The organism is Streptomyces sp. NPDC059355 (genome assembly GCF_042752335.1).
GTDB lineage: Bacteria > Actinomycetota > Actinomycetes > Streptomycetales > Streptomycetaceae > Streptomyces.
The window spans coordinates 236,302-252,374 of the sequence record NZ_JBHYXN010000003.1 but is presented as its reverse complement, the minus strand read 5'-3'; the positions used below and the strand labels follow the sequence as shown (position 1 = coordinate 252,374).

Below are 16,073 nucleotides of genomic sequence, written 5' to 3'. Positions count from 1 at the left end.
CTGCGGTCCTACTGCCGCTGGAGTGACCGGCTGACGCCCGCCGCGGTCGTCGTGGCGAGGACCCAGCCGGTCACGATCAGCACGTACGAGAGCCACTGGTACCAGCCGTTCGGCGCGAAGGCGCCCTCTTGGCCGAAGCCGACGATCGGCAGCATCAGGTCGATCGTGTAGAACACCGGATTGAATTCCGGCGCCTCCCCCGCCTTGAGCTCCCTCGGCGGGTGCAGGCCATACGCGATCGAGCCCGTCAGCAGCAGCGCCGCCAGCCAGCCCGCCGCCCGCAGCGGCCGGAAGCCGTAGCCGACGGTGGCGTCCTGGAGCAGTCCCCAGACCCTGGCGTGCCGGGGCAGGGTGCTGCGGTGCCGCCGCAGCTTGGCGAGCTGGACCGTGCGTGCCCCCGCCTCGTCGCCCACCGTGCGGTAGGCCGCGCCGAGCTGCTCGTACGCGTACGGGAGGTAGCCGGACTCCTCCCGCTCCAGCGCGGGCAGCCGCTGTTCGGGCGGCAGGTGCGGGGCGAGGGTGCGGTAGGTGAGGCCGTCGATGGCTATGCGCTCGGGCCAGGAACCGGGCTCGACGTGGAGCAGGTCGAAGGTGGACCTGCGCAGGTTCACGTCGCCCTGGACCGGTGGACAGTGGCGCAGCCACAGCTCGCCGATGGCGCAGCTGGAGGCGCGCAGTGCGGTTCCGCCGGGGTTGGCGAGGTCGGCGCGGGTGAGATGTGCCTGGCCGGGGATGCGGGAGCCGGTGAGGTTGACCATTCCGCGGGCGTGCAGCCGGTGCGCGCGCAGGTCGGTCCCGACGGTCAGCGTCTCGGCGTGCAGGGCTATGCCGCCGGGAGTGAGCAGACGGGCCCGGTCGAGCTGGACCTGTCCGCCCACGGTGGCACCGTTCAGCCGCATCTGGCCGTGGACCGTCAGGTCGTTCGCGATGATGTCGGTGCCGATTTCGATGTGGTTGAGCTGGAGCGGGGGCTCATCCGCCTCGTCGCCCGTCGTCGGTCCGATCACCGCCCCCTGGAGGAAGAGGCCGCCGTCCACCTTGGCGCCCTGGAGCCGGACGGGGCCGGTGATCCGGCAGCAGGAGAGCCGCAGAACCACCTCGACGCGCATCGTGGCGGCGGTGAGGCCGGGGAGGGTGGAGTAGCCGAGGACGAGCGCCTTCAGCCGGGACCCGTACAGCAGGGGCTTGCGCTCGAACCAGCAGTCGCGCAGGCGTATGGGGTGGTCGACGACCGCGTACCTGAGGTCGAGGTCGCCGACGATCCGTGCACCCTTGATCTTGAGTCCGGCGACCCGGCCCTCCTCGGCGGTGGCCGCGCCCAGCAGCAGGGCGCGGAGCACATCCGCCCGTACGGTGCGCTCCGGGCCCCACCCGGCCCCGTCCACGGAGCTGTCCTCGGGATGTTCCCGGAAGTCGACGCCGTCGCCGCGCGGAAAGGCTTCCCATACGCGGCGTTCGGCCGGGGTCAGTTCGGTGATCTCCATCGCCGGGATGGTGTCCTGCAGGTCAACGGAGTGTCAACTCTGTTCAGGACACCACCCCTTGGGGTCGGTCAGTGCTCGATGCCGTCCTGGAGCCGCTGGCCCCTGAGCAGGAACCAGGCCGCCACCGCGGTGGCCAGAAGTACGGCCGCGCCCACGCCGGAGGCGAGCCGCAGCCCGTCCACGAAGGCGTCCTGCGCCGCGCCCACCATCGTCTGCGCGGTCGCGGGGTCCAGTGCCTTGGCGGCTTCGACGGCGCCGCCCAGCGATTCGTGCGCGGCGTCGGCGACCGGTCCGGGGACCGAGGCCGGGGCGGTGAAGCTCTGGTAGACGCCGGTGACGATGGAGCCGAGCAGGGCGATGCCGAGGGCCGCGCCGAGTTCGTACGCCGTCTCGGAGACGGCCGAGGCCGAACCGGCCTGCTCCTTGGGGACGCTGGAGAGGATCACGTCGGCGGTGACCGTGAAGGAGAAGCCGGCGCCGAGGCCGACGACCAGCAGGGCCGCGCCGAGCAGCGGGTAGCCGCTCTCCTTGTGGACCAGGGTGAGCGCGCCGAGCGCGAGCCCGATGGCCGCGAGGCCGCCGGTGACGACCGACCGCACCGAGTACCGGCGGGCGTAGCGGCCGGCGACCAGGCCCGTGACCACCGCGCCGATGGCGGCGGGCAGTTCGGCGAGGCCCGCCTCGAGGGTGTCGCGGCCCTGGACCAGCTGGAGGAACTGGGAGAGGAAGAAGACGAGGCCGGAGAGGCCGAAGACGGTCAGCAGGTCGGCGAGGACCGCGCCGGAGAAGCCGCGGTGCTTGAAGAGCCGCATGTCGAGGAGCGGCGACGGCAGGCTGAACTGGCGGCGCACGAAGCCGTACAGGCACGCGGCACCGAGGACGGCGGAGACCGCGACGCCCCAGGTCACACCGTGGGTGGCCACTTCCTTGACGGCGTAGACGACTCCGATGACGCCGACGAGCGAGAGGGCGACGCTCAGCAGGTCCCAGGGGCCGGACACCGGGTTCTTCGACTCGGGCAGCAGCTTGATGCCGACGAGGACCAGGGCGACCATCACGGGCACGTTGATGAGGAAGACCGAGCCCCACCAGAAGTGCTGGAGCAGGACTCCGCCGACGACGGGCCCGACGGCCGCGCCGGCCGAGGCGGTGGCGCCCCAGATGCCGATGGCGAGGCTGCGCTCCTTGGGGTCGTGGAATATGTTCCGGATCAGGGCGAGGGTCGAGGGCATCAGCGTCGCGCCGGCCACGCCGAGCAGGGCGCGGGCCACGATCATCATCTCGGGGCTGGTGGCGTAGGCGTTGAGGACGGAGACGGCGCCGAAGGCGGTGGCGCCGACCAGGAGCAGCTTCTTGCGGCCGATGCGGTCACCGAGGGAGCCCATGGAGACGAGCAGGCCGGCGATGACGAACGAGTAGATGTCGCCGATCCACAGCAGCTGGGTGCCGGACGGCTTGAGGTCTTCACTGATGGAGGGCGTGGCGAGGCCGAGTACGGTGGCGTCCACCGCGACCAGCAGGACGGCCAGGACGAGCACGCAGAGCGCCAGCCAGCGCCCCTTGCTCCCCACGTCTCCCCTGTTCCCCCCGGTTTCCCCGGCCCTGCTCGCCCCCGTCCCCTGCCTCTGGGTCAGCTGTTCCGTGCGGCTCATTTCTCCACGCTCCGTCGTGCGCCACCGAGCAGCAGCTCGATGATCATGTACTGGAAGTCCTTCGCGGCGACCCCGCCGTCCATGACGGCCCAGGCGCAGGTGCCGATGAGGCCGTAGAGGGCCTCGGTGAGCCAGGCGGGGCTCAGGTCGATCCGGATGTCGCCCTCCGCCTGTCCGCGCCGGAAGAGCGCGCCGACGCGGGCGTCGAGCCGGGCCCAGCCCTCGTTGACCTGGTCGCCCTCGAAGAGCTGGTTCTCGGTGACGAGGAAGGCCAGCAGCTGGGCGTCGCGCTCGGACTCGGCCACGAGCCGGCGCAGGGCCTCGACCGCCGTGCCCTCTTCGAGGCGGGCGTTGTCGAAGGCCGTCTCGAACTGGCGGATGCCGAGTTCCTCGAGGGCCCTCACGAGGGCGTCGCGCCCGGCGAAGTGCCGGTGGAGGGTCGCGCGCCCGATGCCTGCGGCGCGGGCGACCTCGTCCATCGTCGCGGTCGATTTGCGGGAGAGCAGGGCTGCGGCGTCGCGGAGCACCTGGTCACGATCCATGGCCATGAGACAAGCATACCCCGAATGAGACGCGAATGTCTCACCAGAGCCGAAAATGAGCTGCCCCCGGGCGGCCGGAGAGGAATCCTCGCCCCATGAAGCCACTGCTGCTGATCGACGTGGACGGTCCGCTGAACCCCTACGCGGCCCAGGCCGAGCGCCGCCCGGCGGGGTACTCCACCCACCGGATGCGCCCGACCGGATGGACGGAGGCCGAGAGCCGGCGGCCGCTTCGGGTCTGGCTGAACCACGCCCACGGAGCGGAGCTGCTCGCGCTGGCGCGCTCGTACGAGCTGGTCTGGGCCACCACGTGGAAGGACGAGGCGAACGACTGGATAGGCCCGCACCTGGGTCTTCCGCGGCTCCCGTACATCGACTGGCCGCAGATGCACGGGCGGGCCCCGCGCGGGACCTTCTGGAAGACGCAGTACGTCCTGGAGTACGCGGGCGCACGGGAGTTCGCGTGGATCGACGACGACATCACGGCGATGGACCGGGAGTACGTGGACCAGCGCCACCCCGCACGGGCCCTGCTGCTGCGCATCGACGAGCAGATCGGCCTGACCCGCCCGGACTTCGACGCGCTGGCGCGCTGGGCCGCGTAACGGGTGCGCCGCCGGACGACCCGAAGGACGAGGGAAAGCGGGGGGCGGCACGACGCGGGGGCGGCCGGAGCCCGGGCTCCGGCCGCCCCCGCGGGCGTTCCGCGGCGTGCGGGGGTGCAGGGCCCGGGCCCCGGAGGGGGCGCGGGCGTGCGGGCCGCATGGCCGCGGGAACGGAAGGGGCAGCGCCGTGCGGCTACTGCTTGTGGGTGGCCCAGGCGTGCTGGATGACCAGGTCGGCCTTCAGCTCCGCGAGCTGCTTCGCGACCGCCGAGGGAGCGGTTCCGCCGCGGCCGTTGCGGGAGGCGAGGGCTCCCGGCACGTTGAGGACCGTGCGGACCTCGGGCGTCAGGTGCTCCGAGATCTTCGCGAACTGCTCGTCCGTGAGCTCGTCGAGCTCGATCCCGAGCGCCTCGCACTCCTTCACGCACTCGCCGGCCACCTCGTGCGCGACGCGGAACGGCACGCCCTGCTTGACCAGCCACTCCGCGATGTCCGTGGCGAGGGAGAAGCCCGCCGGGGCCAGCTCCTCCATCCGCTCCCGGTTGACCGTGAGGGTGGCCATCATGCCGGTGAAGGCCGGGAGCAGGACTTCGAGGGTGTCGCAGGAGTCGAAGACGGGCTCCTTGTCCTCCTGGAGGTCCCGGTTGTAGGCCAGCGGCAGCGCCTTCAGCGTGGCGAGCAGGCCCGTCAGATTGCCGATGAGCCGGCCCGACTTGCCGCGCGCCAGCTCCGCGATGTCCGGGTTCTTCTTCTGCGGCATGATCGACGACCCGGTCGAGAAGGCGTCGTGCAGGGTCACGAAGGAGAACTCCTTCGTGTTCCAGATGATGATCTCCTCCGCGATCCGGGACAGGTTGATCCCGATCATCGCGGTGATGAAGGCGAACTCGGCGACGAAGTCGCGCGAGGCCGTGCCGTCGATGGAGTTGCCGACCGAGCCCCGCTCGAAGCCCAGGTCGGCGGCGACCGCCTCCGGGTCCAGCCCCAGCGAGGAGCCGGCGAGCGCCCCGGAGCCGTACGGGGAGACCGCGGTCCGGGTGTCCCACTGCCGCAGCCGCTCCGCGTCCCGGGACAGCGCCTGTACATGGGCCAGCACGTGGTGCGCGAAGAGCACCGGCTGGGCGTGCTGGAGGTGGGTCCGGCCGGGCATGGCCACGTCGTGGTGGGTCTCGGCGAGGCCGACCAGCGCGTCCTGGAGCTCGGCGATCAGCCCGCCGACGATCCGGGCGTGGTCGCGCAGGTACATCCGGAACAGGGTGGCGACCTGGTCGTTGCGGGACCGGCCGGCCCGCAGCTTGCCGCCGAGGTCGGCGCCGAGCCGCTCCAGCAGGCCCCGCTCCAGGGCGGTGTGCACGTCCTCGTCGGCGATGGTGCCGGTGAGGGATCCGTCGGCGACGTCGGCTTCGAGCCGGTCCAGGCCCGCGATCATGCGGTCGAGCTCGTCCGCCGTGAGCAGGCCCGCCTTGGCGAGCACGCGGGCGTGGGCGCGGGATCCGGCGATGTCGTACGGCGCGAGGCGCCAGTCGAAGTGGACCGACGCGGACAGCTTCGCGAGGGCCTCGGCGGGGCCGTCGGCGAACCGGCCGCCCCAGAGCCGGACGTCACCACCGTTGTTGCTGCTCACAGCTGCTGCTCCTCAAGAACGTGTGCGTGGATGTACGTCGGCCTCCCCGTCGCGGAGGTTACGGGGAGGCCGACTCGGCACTGGCGTAACGAGTCGGGCTCAGGCCAGGTCGCGGCGTGCCGCGATCTTCGACGAGAGGCCGAAGATCTCTATGAATCCCTGGGCCTTGGACTGGTCGAAGGTGTCGCCCGAGTCGTAGGTCGCCAGGTTGAAGTCGTACAGCGACTCGTCCGACTTGCGGCCGGTGACCACGGCGCGGCCGCCGTGCAGGGTCATCCGGATGTCGCCGGTGACGTGCCGACTGGCCTCGTCGACGAAGCCGTCCAGGGCCCGCTTGAGGGGGGAGAACCACTGGCCGTCGTAGACCAGCTCGCCCCAGCGCTGCTCGACCTGCCGCTTGTAGCGGGCCAGTTCGCGCTCCACGGTGACGTTCTCCAGCTCCTGGTGGGCGGTGATCAGCGCGATCGCGCCGGGAGCCTCGTACACCTCGCGGGACTTGATGCCCACGAGGCGGTCCTCGACCATGTCGATCCGGCCGATGCCCTGGGCACCGGCCCGGGCGTTGAGCTGCCGGATCGCCTGGAGCACGGTGACGGGCCGGCCGTCGATGGCCACGGGGGCGCCCTCCTTGAAGGAGATGACGACCTCGTCGGCCTCGCGCGGTTCGGCGGGGTCGGCGGTGTACTCGTAGATGTCCTCGATCGGCGCGTTCCAGATGTCTTCCAGGAAGCCCGTCTCGACGGCGCGTCCGAAGACGTTCTGGTCGATGGAGTACGGGGACTTCCTGGTGGTCGCGATCGGGAGGTTCCCGGCCTCGCAGAAGGCGATGGCCTTGTCCCGGGTCATGGCGTAGTCGCGGACCGGGGCGATGCACTTCAGGTCGGGGCCGAGGGTCTGGATGCCGGCCTCGAAGCGGACCTGGTCGTTGCCCTTGCCCGTGCAGCCGTGGGCGACGGTGCCGGCGCCGTGCCTCTTCGCGGCGGCGACCAGGTGCTTGACGATGACGGGCCGGGAGAGCGCCGAGACCAGCGGGTACCGGTCCATGTAGAGGGCGTTGGCCTTGATCGCCGGGAGGCAGTACTCGTCGGCGAACTCGTCCTTGGCGTCCGCGACCTCGGCTTCCACCGCGCCGCAGGCGAGGGCGCGCTTGCGGATGACGTCCAGGTCCTCGCCGCCCTGGCCGACGTCCACGGCAACGGCGATGACCTCTGCGCCCGTCTCCTCGGCGATCCAGCCGATGGCGACGGAGGTGTCCAGTCCGCCTGAATAGGCGAGTACGACGCGCTCGGTCACGGGCTTCTCCTTACTGGCATCCAGCGGTCCATCCAGGTACAGGCATAACTATGCACTGCTCCGTATGTTTCGTCAATCGACCGCAGGCGGACGCCCCTGACCAGCACGAATAACAGGGGCGCACGCGGAACCGACGGCCTACGATCGGCGGTCTGCACCACAAGGGGAGGGCACATGGGAGTCGACACGCAGCGCCACGCCGAAGAGGGCCGGGCCGCGGCGGCGGAACTGCTGCGCGGCGGACGTCTCGGGATCGGCGGCGCGCGCCGCCCCGTCCTGCCGGCCTCCTGGATCGCCTTCGACGCGGAGGTCCGCCGGCATCACTCCCCCTGGTTCCCCGGGCCCCGCGGCGCCGACCGGATCGAGGTGCGCCTGTGCCACCCCGACGGCCGGATCCGCGAGGCCGCCCTCCGGGTGGCGGACCCGCCGCTCCCGCTCGTCGCGATCCGCTGCGCCGACTGGGTGCCCGCCGTACGCGAACGCGCCCGGCAGGTGCTCGCCGGGAGCCTGGCCGCCGACCCTGCGCGGACGCTGCTCGACCTCACCCCGCTCGTCCTGCGCCTGGCCGGGCGCGAACAGGGCCGCTGGGCGCGCGAGCTCTTCGAGGAGGCCCTCGGCGCCGAGGACCCGGTCCTCAGCCCCTGGTGGCGTCCCGCGCGCCCCGCGCAGTGGTGGCGCCCGGCGCGGGACGCCCGCACGATGACCGGCGAGCAGCCCGACACCGTGCTCGGCTGGCTCAGGCGCAGCGGGGACCTGGCGACCCGGCGGTTCGCCACGCGCATCACGCTCGACGCCGGGCTGTTCGGCGTACGGGAGCTGGCCCGGCGGGCCGGCGAGGAGCGCGATCCGGCGACGGCCCGGCTGTGGGCGGACGCCGCACTGGCCGCGCTGGCCGCCGACGGACCCGACGACGAGGCGATCGGCCTCCTGCTGCGCGGGCACATGCCCGTGGTGCGCTCGGGCGGGGTCACGGCGCTGCGGCGGGCCGGGCGCTCGGGCGAGGCGGCCGGCTTCCTGGCCGACCGGTCCGGGCTGGTGCGGGCCTGCGCGCGCTGGCTGGTCAAGCAGGGCGGCAAAGACCCGTACGCGCACTGCCGCGCTCTCGTCGAGGACCCGGCCCGCGTGAGCGCGTACGCCGTCACCGGCTTCGCCGAATGCGCCCGGCGGGCGGACGCGCCGCTGCTGCGCGGGCTGCTGGACCATCCCGCGGGGGCGGTGCGGGCGGCGGCGGTCGCCGCCCTGCGCTTGCTGGACACGACCGACGTGGACCTGCTGCGGCCGCTGCTCGACGACCCGTCGGCCGCGGTGGCCCGGGAAGCGTCCGTGAGCCTGGCCGGGGCCGGGGAGCGGCTGCCCGCCGACTGGCTGCTGGAGCGGATCGCACCCGACCGCCCCGCGCACACGCGCCGGGCCGCGTACCGGGTGCTGCACGCACGCGGCGGGGTCATCGGGCTGCGGGCCTCCGTGGAGCTGCTGGCGGACGCCGACCCGGGGCTGCGCCGGGTCGCCGCGCAGCGCGTGCAGAGCCTGTGGTCCCCGTACCGGCCGTGCGAGCTGCCCCGGGGCGACCCGGAGGTGGCGGCGCTGCTGGACCGCTGCACCGGGCTGTTCAGCGCTCACGTCATGGAGCGGATGCGGTCGCGGCTCGGAATTCCCCGCGCCGCGTCCGAGCCGATCGGACAATGATCCTCATGGGAAAGCTCTACGAACGCATAGACGGCCGGCTCCGCACGTTCATCGAGGCGCAGCCGGTCTTCTTCACGGCCACCGCCCCGCTCGCCGGGAACGGCCACGTCAACCTGTCCCCCAAGGGCCGCGCGGGCACGCTCGTCGTCATCGACGAGCAGACCCTCGCCTACCTCGACTTCGGCGGCAGCGGCGCCGAGACCATCGCCCACGTCCGCGAGAACGGCCGGATCACGCTGATGTGGTGCGCGTTCAGCGGCCCGCCGAACATCGTGCGCATCCACGGCGAGGGCGAGGCCGTCTTCCGCGACGACCCCCGCTGGGGTGAGCTGATCGGCCTGTTCGGGGCGGCCGACGGTCCCTCGGCACGGGCGGTCATCGTGGTGCACGCCCGCCGGATCGCCGATGTGTGCGGGTACGCCGTCCCGTTCATGGAGTACCAGGGCGAGCGCACCCTCCACGCGGAGTACTTCGGCCGCAAGACGGACGAGGAGTTCGGCGCGTACTGCGAGAAGAAGGAGTTCATCGGATCGAGCGTCGACGGCCTGCCTGCGCTGCCGCTGCCCCTTCCGCCCCGTACCGTCTGACATGTGCTGCGTACCGCTCTCGTCACCGGCTCACTGATCGTCACCAGCCTGCTCTCGCAGGGCCCGTACGGGTCCGAGCCGCTGCCCGCCCGCCTCGCCGACACCGGCGGCGGCAGCCAGCTCATCACGGCCGTCGCCCCGGCCCCCGGATCCACCACCGGGCGGGTGACCTGGTGGGACCGCTGGGCGGGGCGCTGGTACGAGGCCGGCAGCGCCGAGGCGCGCTTCGGCGCGAACGGTCTGACCGAGGGCGCGACCCGCACCCAGGGCACGAACACGACGCCGGCGGGCCTCTACGAGCTCCCGTACGCCTTCGGGATCCGCCGCGCGCCGGCCGGGACGGATTTCGGCTACCGGCGGGTGACCCCCGATTCCTGGTGGTGCCAGGACAACGCGTCGGCCGCCTACAACCGGTGGACCGAGCCGCTTCCCGCGGACTGCGCGCCCGGCGAGGCGGAGCACCTGGTCACGTACGAGAAGCAGTACGCGCACGCTCTGGTCATCGGCTTCAACTACGAGCGGCCGGTGCACGGCCGGGGCGCGGGCATCTTCCTGCACGTCAACGGCAAGGGGGCGACGGCCGGTTGCGTGTCCGTGCCGGAGCGGGCGATGCGCGCGATCCTGCGCTGGGCCGACCCGCGCCGCCGCCCGCACATCGCCATCGGGACGCAGGAGGGACCGCTCGCCGTCACCCGCTACTGAGGGGCGCGCCGCTCTCGGCGGGTGCCCGGCGGCGCGGTCGGCCCCGGTTGCGGCCGCGGCGGGTCCGCAGGCGGCTCACGCGCAGCCGGCGGAGGGCTTCCGGATCGCGGGCGTCCAGGGCCTGGAGCGCCGGATGAGGGGTCCCGTGGTGCGCGGCCGCCGCTGCGCCGGCATCCCCCTTCCAGCCGGCCCCGCGGGTTCGGCCGTAGACGGGGAACCAGATGATTTGGGCGATCACCCCGGTCCACGCGGCCCAGGCGGCCGTCCATTCGGCGTCGCCGTCGGGCTGCAGCGACATCAGGCCGAAGACGCAGAAGAGCATCTCGGCCAGGACCAGGTACAGCCCGGGTCCGGTCGGGCCGGCGGGTTCGTCGACCGAGAGGAGTTCCGGGCGGGCCTTCAGGAACTCCCGGAGGGCCGTCCCGAACTGCGCGTCCCGCAGCACGATGCTGCCGAGGGTGGCGGGGGCGCTGCGGCGCAGCAGGGCGGCCAGCAGCGCCTCGGGCAGTGGATGGCCGGGGCTGCGGGCGGGGTCGGTGGCGGCCGGGGCGGGGCTCAGATTGCCGCGGTGGTTGACGGTGACGAGCCCGTCCAGGACCAGCCGGGCCGCGGCGGCCTGGACCGCGTCGTTCGGCCACCAGCGCCCCACGGCGGCCTGGTACGGGTCGGCCAGGACGGCGGCCCACCGGTCGAGGGCGCGGCGGTGCCGTAGCGCGGTGCGGCGCCGGACCATGCCGTTCAGCCCGTACAGCGCGGCTGTGACGGGCACGGCGACACCGGCGAGGGTGTAGGCATGCACACGCCGAGCCTAGGCGGCCCTGCGGGAGGCGGTACACCGGATATCCGCCCCGCCGCCGACTCGGGCACCGGGAGCTGACGGACCGTGAATCCGCGCGGGGGCGGTCAGCCCTCCTTCTGGGCCAGCCTCAGCAGGTGGTCCGCGAGGGCCTGGCCGCCCGACGGGTCACGGCTGATCAGCATCAGCGTGTCGTCTCCGGCGATCGTGCCGAGGATCTCGCGGAGTTCGGCCTGGTCGATCGCGGAGGCGAGGAACTGGGCCGCGCCCGGCGGGGTGCGCAGGACGACGAGGTTCGCGGAGGCCTCCGCCGAGATCAGCAGTTCCCCGGAGAGGCGCCGCATGCGCTCCTCCTTCGCCGACTCGCCGAGCGGTGCCTGCGGGGTGCGGAAACCGCCCTCGCTGGGCACCGCGTAGATCAGCTCGCCGCCGGTGTTGCGGATCTTCACCGCGCCCAGCTCGTCGAGGTCGCGGGAGAGCGTCGCCTGGGTGACGCTCAGCCCGTCGTCGGCCAGCAGCTTGGCCAGCTGGCTCTGCGAGCGGACCGGCTGCCGGTTGAGGATGTCCACGATCCGGCGGTGGCGGGCGGTGCGGGTCTGCGGAACGGACGGCCCGCCCCCGGACTCGGTCCGGGGGGAGCCCCACTCCCCGTGGTCCTGGGCCTGGCTCATCGTCGTCTCATTCCCCGGTGTGTCCGTCCCCGTTGGCTGCGTCCAGGATGCCGGGCAGGGCCCGGACGAACGCGTCCGCCTCGGCCTCGGAGAGTACGTACGGGGGCATGAGCCGTACGACGTCGGGGGCGGGCGCGTTGACCAGGAAGCCGGCATCTTGGGCCGCCTGCTGCACCTGCGGTGCGAGCGGCCCGGTCAGCACGATACCCAGGAGAAGGCCTTCACCACGGACATGGGAGACCAGCGGGTGCCCGGAGGCCTCGATTCCGGAGCGCAGCCGCTCCCCGCGCGCCTTGACCTGATCGAGCAGGCCCTCGGCGGCGATGGTGTCGACGACGGCGAGGCCGGCGGCGCACGCGACGGGGTTCCCGCCGAAGGTCGTGCCGTGCTGGCCGGGCTGGAGCAGTTCCGCGGCCGGCCCGAAAGCGGCCACCGCACCGATCGGCAGTCCGCCTCCCAGACCCTTCGCGAGCGTGACGAGATCCGGCTCGACACCCTCGTGGGCCTGGTGCTCGCACCAATGGCCGCAGCGTCCGATCCCGGTCTGCACCTCGTCGAGGACGAGCAGGGTGCCGGTGGCCCGGGTGATCTCCCGGGCGGCCGTCAGATATCCGGCCGGGGGGACGACGACGCCGTTCTCGCCCTGGATCGGCTCGATGACCACGAGGGCCGTCTCCTCGGTGACGGCGGCCCGCAGGGCCTCGACATCACCATAGGGGACGTGCGTGACCTCGCCGGGCAGCGGCAGGAACGGGCCCTGCTTCTTCGGCTGGCCGGTGAGCGCGAGGGCGCCCATCGTCCGGCCGTGGAAGCCGCCGTCGGTGGCGACCATATGGGTCCGCCCGGTCAGCCGGCCGATCTTGAAGGCGGCCTCGACGGCCTCGGCTCCGGAGTTGCAGAAGAAAATCCGGCCGGGGCGTCCGAAGAGCTGGAGCAGCCGCTCGCCGAGCGCGAGGACCGGCTCGGAGGCGTAGAGGTTGGAGACGTGGCCGAGGGTGGAGATCTGTGCGGTCACGGCCTGGACGATCGCCGGGTGGGCGTGGCCGAGGGCATTGACCGCGATGCCGCCGACGAAGTCGGTGTACTGCTTGCCGTCCGCGTCCCAGACCTGGGCGCCTTCGCCGCGTACGAGGGCCAGTGCGGGGGTGCCGTAGTTGTCGGTCAGCGCACGCTGCCAGCGGGCCGCGAACTCCTGGTTGCCGGTCACGCGGGTTCCCCTCCCTGTGCGTCGGGCACGACCATCGTGCCGATTCCCTCGTCGGTGAAGATCTCCAGCAGGATCGAGTGCGGCACCCGCCCGTCGATCACGCGGGCCGTGCTCACCCCGCCCCGTACGGCGTGCAGGCAGCCCTCCATCTTGGGCACCATCCCGCTGGACAGCTCGGGCAGCAGCTTCTCCAGCTCGCTGACGGTGAGCCGGCTGATGACCTCGTCGCTGCTCGGCCAGTCCGCGTAGAGGCCCTCGACGTCCGTGAGCACCATCAGCGTCTCGGCGCCCAGTGCGGCGGCGAGCGCCGCGGCCGCCGTGTCGGCGTTCACGTTGTACACGTGGTGGTCGTCGGCGCTGCGCGCGATGGAGGAGATGACCGGGATCCGGCCGTCCGCCAGCAATGCCTCGATGGCGCCGGTGTCGATGGCGGTGATCTCGCCGACCCGGCCGATGTCGACGAGCTCGCCGTCGATCTCCGGGGTGTGCCGGGTGGCGGTGATGGTGTGGGCGTCCTCGCCGGTCATGCCGACGGCGAGCGGCCCGTGCTGGTTGAGCAGCCCGACCAGCTCCCGCTGGACCTGGCCGGCCAGGACCATGCGTACGACGTCCATGGCCTCGGGGGTCGTGACGCGCAGCCCCGCCTTGAACTCGCTGACCAGGCCGTGCCTGTCGAGCTGGGCGTTGATCTGGGGGCCGCCGCCGTGGACCACGACCGGCTTGAGGCCGGCCTGGCGCAGGAAGACCACGTCCTGGGCGAAGGCCGCCTTCAGGTCCTCGTCGATCATGGCGTTGCCGCCGAACTTGACGACGACGACCTTGCCGTTGTGGCGGGTGAGCCAGGGCAGCGCCTCGATGAGGATCTGCGCCTTGGGCAGCGCGGTGTGCTTGCGCGCGGTTCCGGTGCCGGGCTGGCCGGCCTTCTCGTCGCTCATGAGCTGTAGGCGCTGTTCTCGTGGACGTACTCGGCGGTGAGGTCGTTGGCCCAGATCACGGCGGACTCGGAGCCGGTGGCCAGGTCGGCGGTGATGCGGACCTCGCGGTCCTTCATGGAGACCAGGTCGCGGTCCTCGCCGACCGAGCCGTTCTTGCAGACCCAGACACCGTTGATGGCCACGTTGAGCCGGTCCGGGTCGAAGGCGGCCCGGGTGGTGCCGATGGCGGAGAGCACCCGGCCCCAGTTGGGGTCCTCGCCGTGGATGGCGCACTTGAGCAGGTTGTTGCGGGCGATGGACCGGCCGACCTCGACCGCGTCGCCCTCGGTGAGCGCGCCGACGACCTCGATGCGGATGTCCTTGCTGGCGCCTTCGGCGTCGCCGATCAGCTGGCGGGCGAGGTCGTCGCAGACGGTCCGTACGGCCTCCGCGAAGGCCTCGTACGCCGGCACCTGGCCGGAGGCCCCGGAGGCGAGCAGCAGCACCGTGTCGTTGGTGGACATGCAGCCGTCGGAGTCGACCCGGTCGAAGGTGGTGCGGGTGGCGGAGCGCAGCGCCATGTCGAGGGTGGCACTGTCCACGTCGGCGTCGGTGGTGAGGACGACGAGCATGGTGGCGAGGCCCGGGGCGAGCATGCCCGCACCCTTGGCCATGCCGCCGACCGTCCAGCCGTCCTGGGTCACGGCAGCCGTCTTGTGCACGGTGTCCGTGGTCTTGATGGCGATGGCGGCGTCCTCGCCGCCGTCGGCGGAGAGGGCCGCGACGGCGGTGTCGATGCCGGGCAGCAGCTTGTCCATGGGGAGCAGGACGCCGATCAGGCCGGTGGAGGCGACGGCGACCTCGCCGGCGTTGTGCTCGCCTCCCAGCGCCTCGGCGGCCTTCTCGGCGGTGGCGTGGGTGTCCTGGAAGCCCCTGGGGCCGGTGCAGGCGTTGGCGCCGCCGGAGTTGAGGACGACCGCGCTGATGACGGAGCCGCGCAGGACCTGCTCGGACCAGAGCACGGGCGCGGCCTTGACGCGGTTGGAGGTGAAGACGCCCGCCGCGGCCTGCCGAGGACCGTTGTTGACCACGAGGGCCAGGTCCGGGTTGCCGTTCGCCTTGATCCCGGCCGCGATGCCGGCGGCCGTGAATCCCTGTGCTGCCGTAACGGTCACGGCGCGACTCCGATCGTGGAAAGCCCGAGCTCTTCTGCGAACCCGAGGGCGATGTTCATGCTCTGCACCGCGCCACCGGCGGTGCCCTTGGCGAGGTTGTCGATGGCGCTGATCGCGATGATCCGCTGCGCGGACCCGTCGTACGCGACCTGGATCTGGACGGCGTTGGAACCGTGGACCGACGAGGTCGCCGGCCACTGACCCTCGGGCAGCAGGTGCACGAAGGGCTCGTCCGCGTACGCCTTCTCGTACGCGGCGCGCACCGCGTCGGCGGTGGTGCCGGGGAGGGCTTTGGCGGAGCAGGTGGCCAGGATGCCGCGCGACATCGGCACGAGGGTCGGCGTGAAGGAGACGGAGACCTTCCGCCCGGCGATCGGGCTGAGGTTCTGCACCATCTCGGGGGTGTGCCGGTGGCCGCCGCCCACCCCGTACGGGCTGACGGAGCCCATGACCTCGGAGCCGAGCAGGTGCGGCTTGAGCGCCTTGCCGGCGCCGGAGGTGCCGGTGGCGGCGACGATCACGGCCTCCGGCTCGGCCAGCTGCGCGGCGTACGCCGGGAAGAGGGCGAGGGTGACGGCGGTGGGGAAGCACCCGGGAACCGCGATGCGCTTGCACCCCTCCAGCGCGGCGCGGGCACCGGGCAGCTCGGGGAGCCCGTACGGCCAGGTTCCGGCGTGCGGGGCGCCGTAGAACGCGTCCCAGTCGGCGGAGTCCTTGAGCCGGTGGTCGGCGCCCATGTCGACGACGAGGACGTCCGGGCCGAGCTCCGCGGCGACGGCGGCGGACTGCCCGTGGGGCAGCGCCAGGAAGACCACATCGTGGCCGGCGAGGACCTCGGGCGTGGTCGCCTCCAGGGTCCGGCCGGCGAGCGGCACCAGCTGCGGCTGCAGGCTGCCGAAGAGCTGTCCGGCGTTGGAGTTGCCGGTCAGGGCGCCGATCTCCACCTCGGGGTGGGAGAGCAGCAGGCGCAGGACTTCCCCGCCCGCGTACCCGCTCGCTCCGGCCACCGCTACACGTACCACCATCGGACCCTCCTCCTCGATGGCATGACTATACGTACCGTCGCAGTTTTATGCAAAGCCCTGCGGTGATCACTCTGCGGGCCCCGCCGGAGCACGGGAAGATGACGTTGGGG

General features: G+C 72.5%; 15 protein-coding genes. 4 read left to right on the top strand and 11 right to left on the bottom strand.

Annotation, left to right across the window (positions count from 1 at the left end):
- Positions 1-8: 8 nt before the first annotated feature.
- The 3 genes from ACFXGI_RS04810 to ACFXGI_RS04800 all read right to left on the bottom strand — a co-directional run bounded on the left by ACFXGI_RS04810 (position 9) and on the right by ACFXGI_RS04800 (position 3,684).
- Positions 9-1,484 (bottom strand): membrane-associated oxidoreductase, encoded by a 1,476-nt coding sequence (locus ACFXGI_RS04810; protein ID WP_384703282.1) that lies wholly within the window; start codon positions 1,482-1,484, stop codon positions 9-11.
- A 68-nt stretch (positions 1,485-1,552) separates the two neighbouring features.
- Complete coding sequence (locus ACFXGI_RS04805) at positions 1,553-3,136, bottom strand: MFS transporter (protein WP_384703279.1); 1,584 nt, start codon at positions 3,134-3,136, stop codon at positions 1,553-1,555.
- Positions 3,133-3,684: a TetR/AcrR family transcriptional regulator gene (locus ACFXGI_RS04800; protein WP_384703276.1), complete on the bottom strand. Its 552-nt coding sequence runs from the start codon at positions 3,682-3,684 to the stop codon at positions 3,133-3,135. Before ACFXGI_RS04800 ends, ACFXGI_RS04805 begins: the two co-directional genes overlap by 4 nt.
- 89 nt (positions 3,685-3,773) lie before the next feature.
- Between ACFXGI_RS04800 and ACFXGI_RS04795 the strand changes: the two genes are divergently transcribed.
- Positions 3,774-4,283: an HAD domain-containing protein gene (locus ACFXGI_RS04795; protein WP_384703273.1), complete on the top strand. Its 510-nt coding sequence runs from the start codon at positions 3,774-3,776 to the stop codon at positions 4,281-4,283.
- Positions 4,284-4,476: 193 nt separating this feature from the next.
- Here ACFXGI_RS04795 and argH read toward each other — a convergent pair whose 3' ends face one another.
- On the bottom strand, positions 4,477-5,907 hold the full coding sequence (gene argH / locus ACFXGI_RS04790) for an argininosuccinate lyase (RefSeq protein WP_384703271.1): 1,431 nt from the start codon (positions 5,905-5,907) through the stop codon (positions 4,477-4,479).
- Positions 5,908-6,006: 99 nt separating this feature from the next.
- Positions 6,007-7,200, bottom strand: coding sequence for an argininosuccinate synthase (locus tag ACFXGI_RS04785; RefSeq protein WP_384703268.1), 1,194 nt, complete (start codon positions 7,198-7,200; stop codon positions 6,007-6,009).
- Positions 7,201-7,374: 174 nt separating this feature from the next.
- Between ACFXGI_RS04785 and ACFXGI_RS04780 the strand changes: the two genes are divergently transcribed.
- Genes ACFXGI_RS04780 through ACFXGI_RS04770 form a run of 3 tightly spaced genes read left to right on the top strand, consistent with a single transcriptional unit; the run spans position 7,375 to position 10,175 of the window.
- A complete protein-coding gene (locus ACFXGI_RS04780) occupies positions 7,375-8,886 on the top strand; it encodes a hypothetical protein (RefSeq protein ID WP_384703266.1) in 1,512 nt (503 codons plus the stop codon).
- Positions 8,887-8,891: 5 nt separating this feature from the next.
- Positions 8,892-9,473 (top strand): pyridoxamine 5'-phosphate oxidase family protein, encoded by a 582-nt coding sequence (locus tag ACFXGI_RS04775; protein ID WP_384703263.1) that lies wholly within the window; start codon positions 8,892-8,894, stop codon positions 9,471-9,473.
- Between the two features lie 6 nt (positions 9,474-9,479).
- A complete protein-coding gene (locus ACFXGI_RS04770; RefSeq protein ID WP_384703445.1) occupies positions 9,480-10,175 on the top strand; it encodes a L,D-transpeptidase in 696 nt (231 codons plus the stop codon).
- Here ACFXGI_RS04770 and ACFXGI_RS04765 read toward each other — a convergent pair.
- The 6 genes from ACFXGI_RS04765 to argC all read right to left on the bottom strand — a co-directional run bounded on the left by ACFXGI_RS04765 (position 10,162) and on the right by argC (position 15,963).
- The gene (locus ACFXGI_RS04765) at positions 10,162-10,974 is read right to left on the bottom strand and encodes a hypothetical protein (protein WP_384703260.1); all 813 of its coding nucleotides are present in this window, start codon (positions 10,972-10,974) and stop codon (positions 10,162-10,164) included. The two genes, ACFXGI_RS04770 and ACFXGI_RS04765, sit on opposite strands and share 14 nt — an antisense overlap.
- Positions 10,975-11,078: 104 nt before the next feature.
- Positions 11,079-11,642, bottom strand: a complete 564-nt coding sequence (locus tag ACFXGI_RS04760; protein ID WP_384703258.1) for an arginine repressor — start codon at positions 11,640-11,642, stop codon at positions 11,079-11,081.
- Positions 11,643-11,649: 7 nt separating this feature from the next.
- Positions 11,650-12,849, bottom strand: a complete 1,200-nt coding sequence (locus tag ACFXGI_RS04755) for an acetylornithine transaminase (RefSeq protein WP_384703255.1) — start codon at positions 12,847-12,849, stop codon at positions 11,650-11,652.
- Positions 12,846-13,784: an acetylglutamate kinase gene (argB, locus tag ACFXGI_RS04750; RefSeq protein WP_384703252.1), complete on the bottom strand. Its 939-nt coding sequence runs from the start codon at positions 13,782-13,784 to the stop codon at positions 12,846-12,848. The genes ACFXGI_RS04755 and argB overlap by 4 nt, the downstream gene beginning before the upstream one ends.
- Positions 13,781-14,938, bottom strand: a complete 1,158-nt coding sequence (gene argJ, locus ACFXGI_RS04745; protein WP_384703249.1) for a bifunctional glutamate N-acetyltransferase/amino-acid acetyltransferase ArgJ — start codon at positions 14,936-14,938, stop codon at positions 13,781-13,783. Before argJ ends, argB begins: the two co-directional genes overlap by 4 nt.
- Complete coding sequence (gene argC / locus ACFXGI_RS04740) at positions 14,935-15,963, bottom strand: N-acetyl-gamma-glutamyl-phosphate reductase (protein ID WP_384703246.1); 1,029 nt, start codon at positions 15,961-15,963, stop codon at positions 14,935-14,937. The genes argJ and argC overlap by 4 nt, the downstream gene beginning before the upstream one ends.
- Positions 15,964-16,073: the final 110 nt, after the last annotated feature.

Coding starts and splice junctions, on each gene's coding strand:
- ACFXGI_RS04800 (WP_384703276.1), bottom strand. CDS start 3,684: ATGGCCATGGATCGTGACCAGGTGCTCCGCGACGCCGCAGCCCTGCTC.
- ACFXGI_RS04795 (WP_384703273.1), top strand. CDS start 3,774: ATGAAGCCACTGCTGCTGATCGACGTGGACGGTCCGCTGAACCCCTAC.
- argC (WP_384703246.1), bottom strand. CDS start 15,963: ATGGTGGTACGTGTAGCGGTGGCCGGAGCGAGCGGGTACGCGGGCGGG.
- ACFXGI_RS04775 (WP_384703263.1), top strand. CDS start 8,892: ATGGGAAAGCTCTACGAACGCATAGACGGCCGGCTCCGCACGTTCATC.
- ACFXGI_RS04810 (WP_384703282.1), bottom strand. CDS start 1,484: ATGGAGATCACCGAACTGACCCCGGCCGAACGCCGCGTATGGGAAGCC.
- ACFXGI_RS04760 (WP_384703258.1), bottom strand. CDS start 11,642: ATGAGCCAGGCCCAGGACCACGGGGAGTGGGGCTCCCCCCGGACCGAG.
- ACFXGI_RS04805 (WP_384703279.1), bottom strand. CDS start 3,136: ATGAGCCGCACGGAACAGCTGACCCAGAGGCAGGGGACGGGGGCGAGC.
- ACFXGI_RS04780 (WP_384703266.1), top strand. CDS start 7,375: ATGGGAGTCGACACGCAGCGCCACGCCGAAGAGGGCCGGGCCGCGGCG.
- argB (WP_384703252.1), bottom strand. CDS start 13,784: ATGAGCGACGAGAAGGCCGGCCAGCCCGGCACCGGAACCGCGCGCAAG.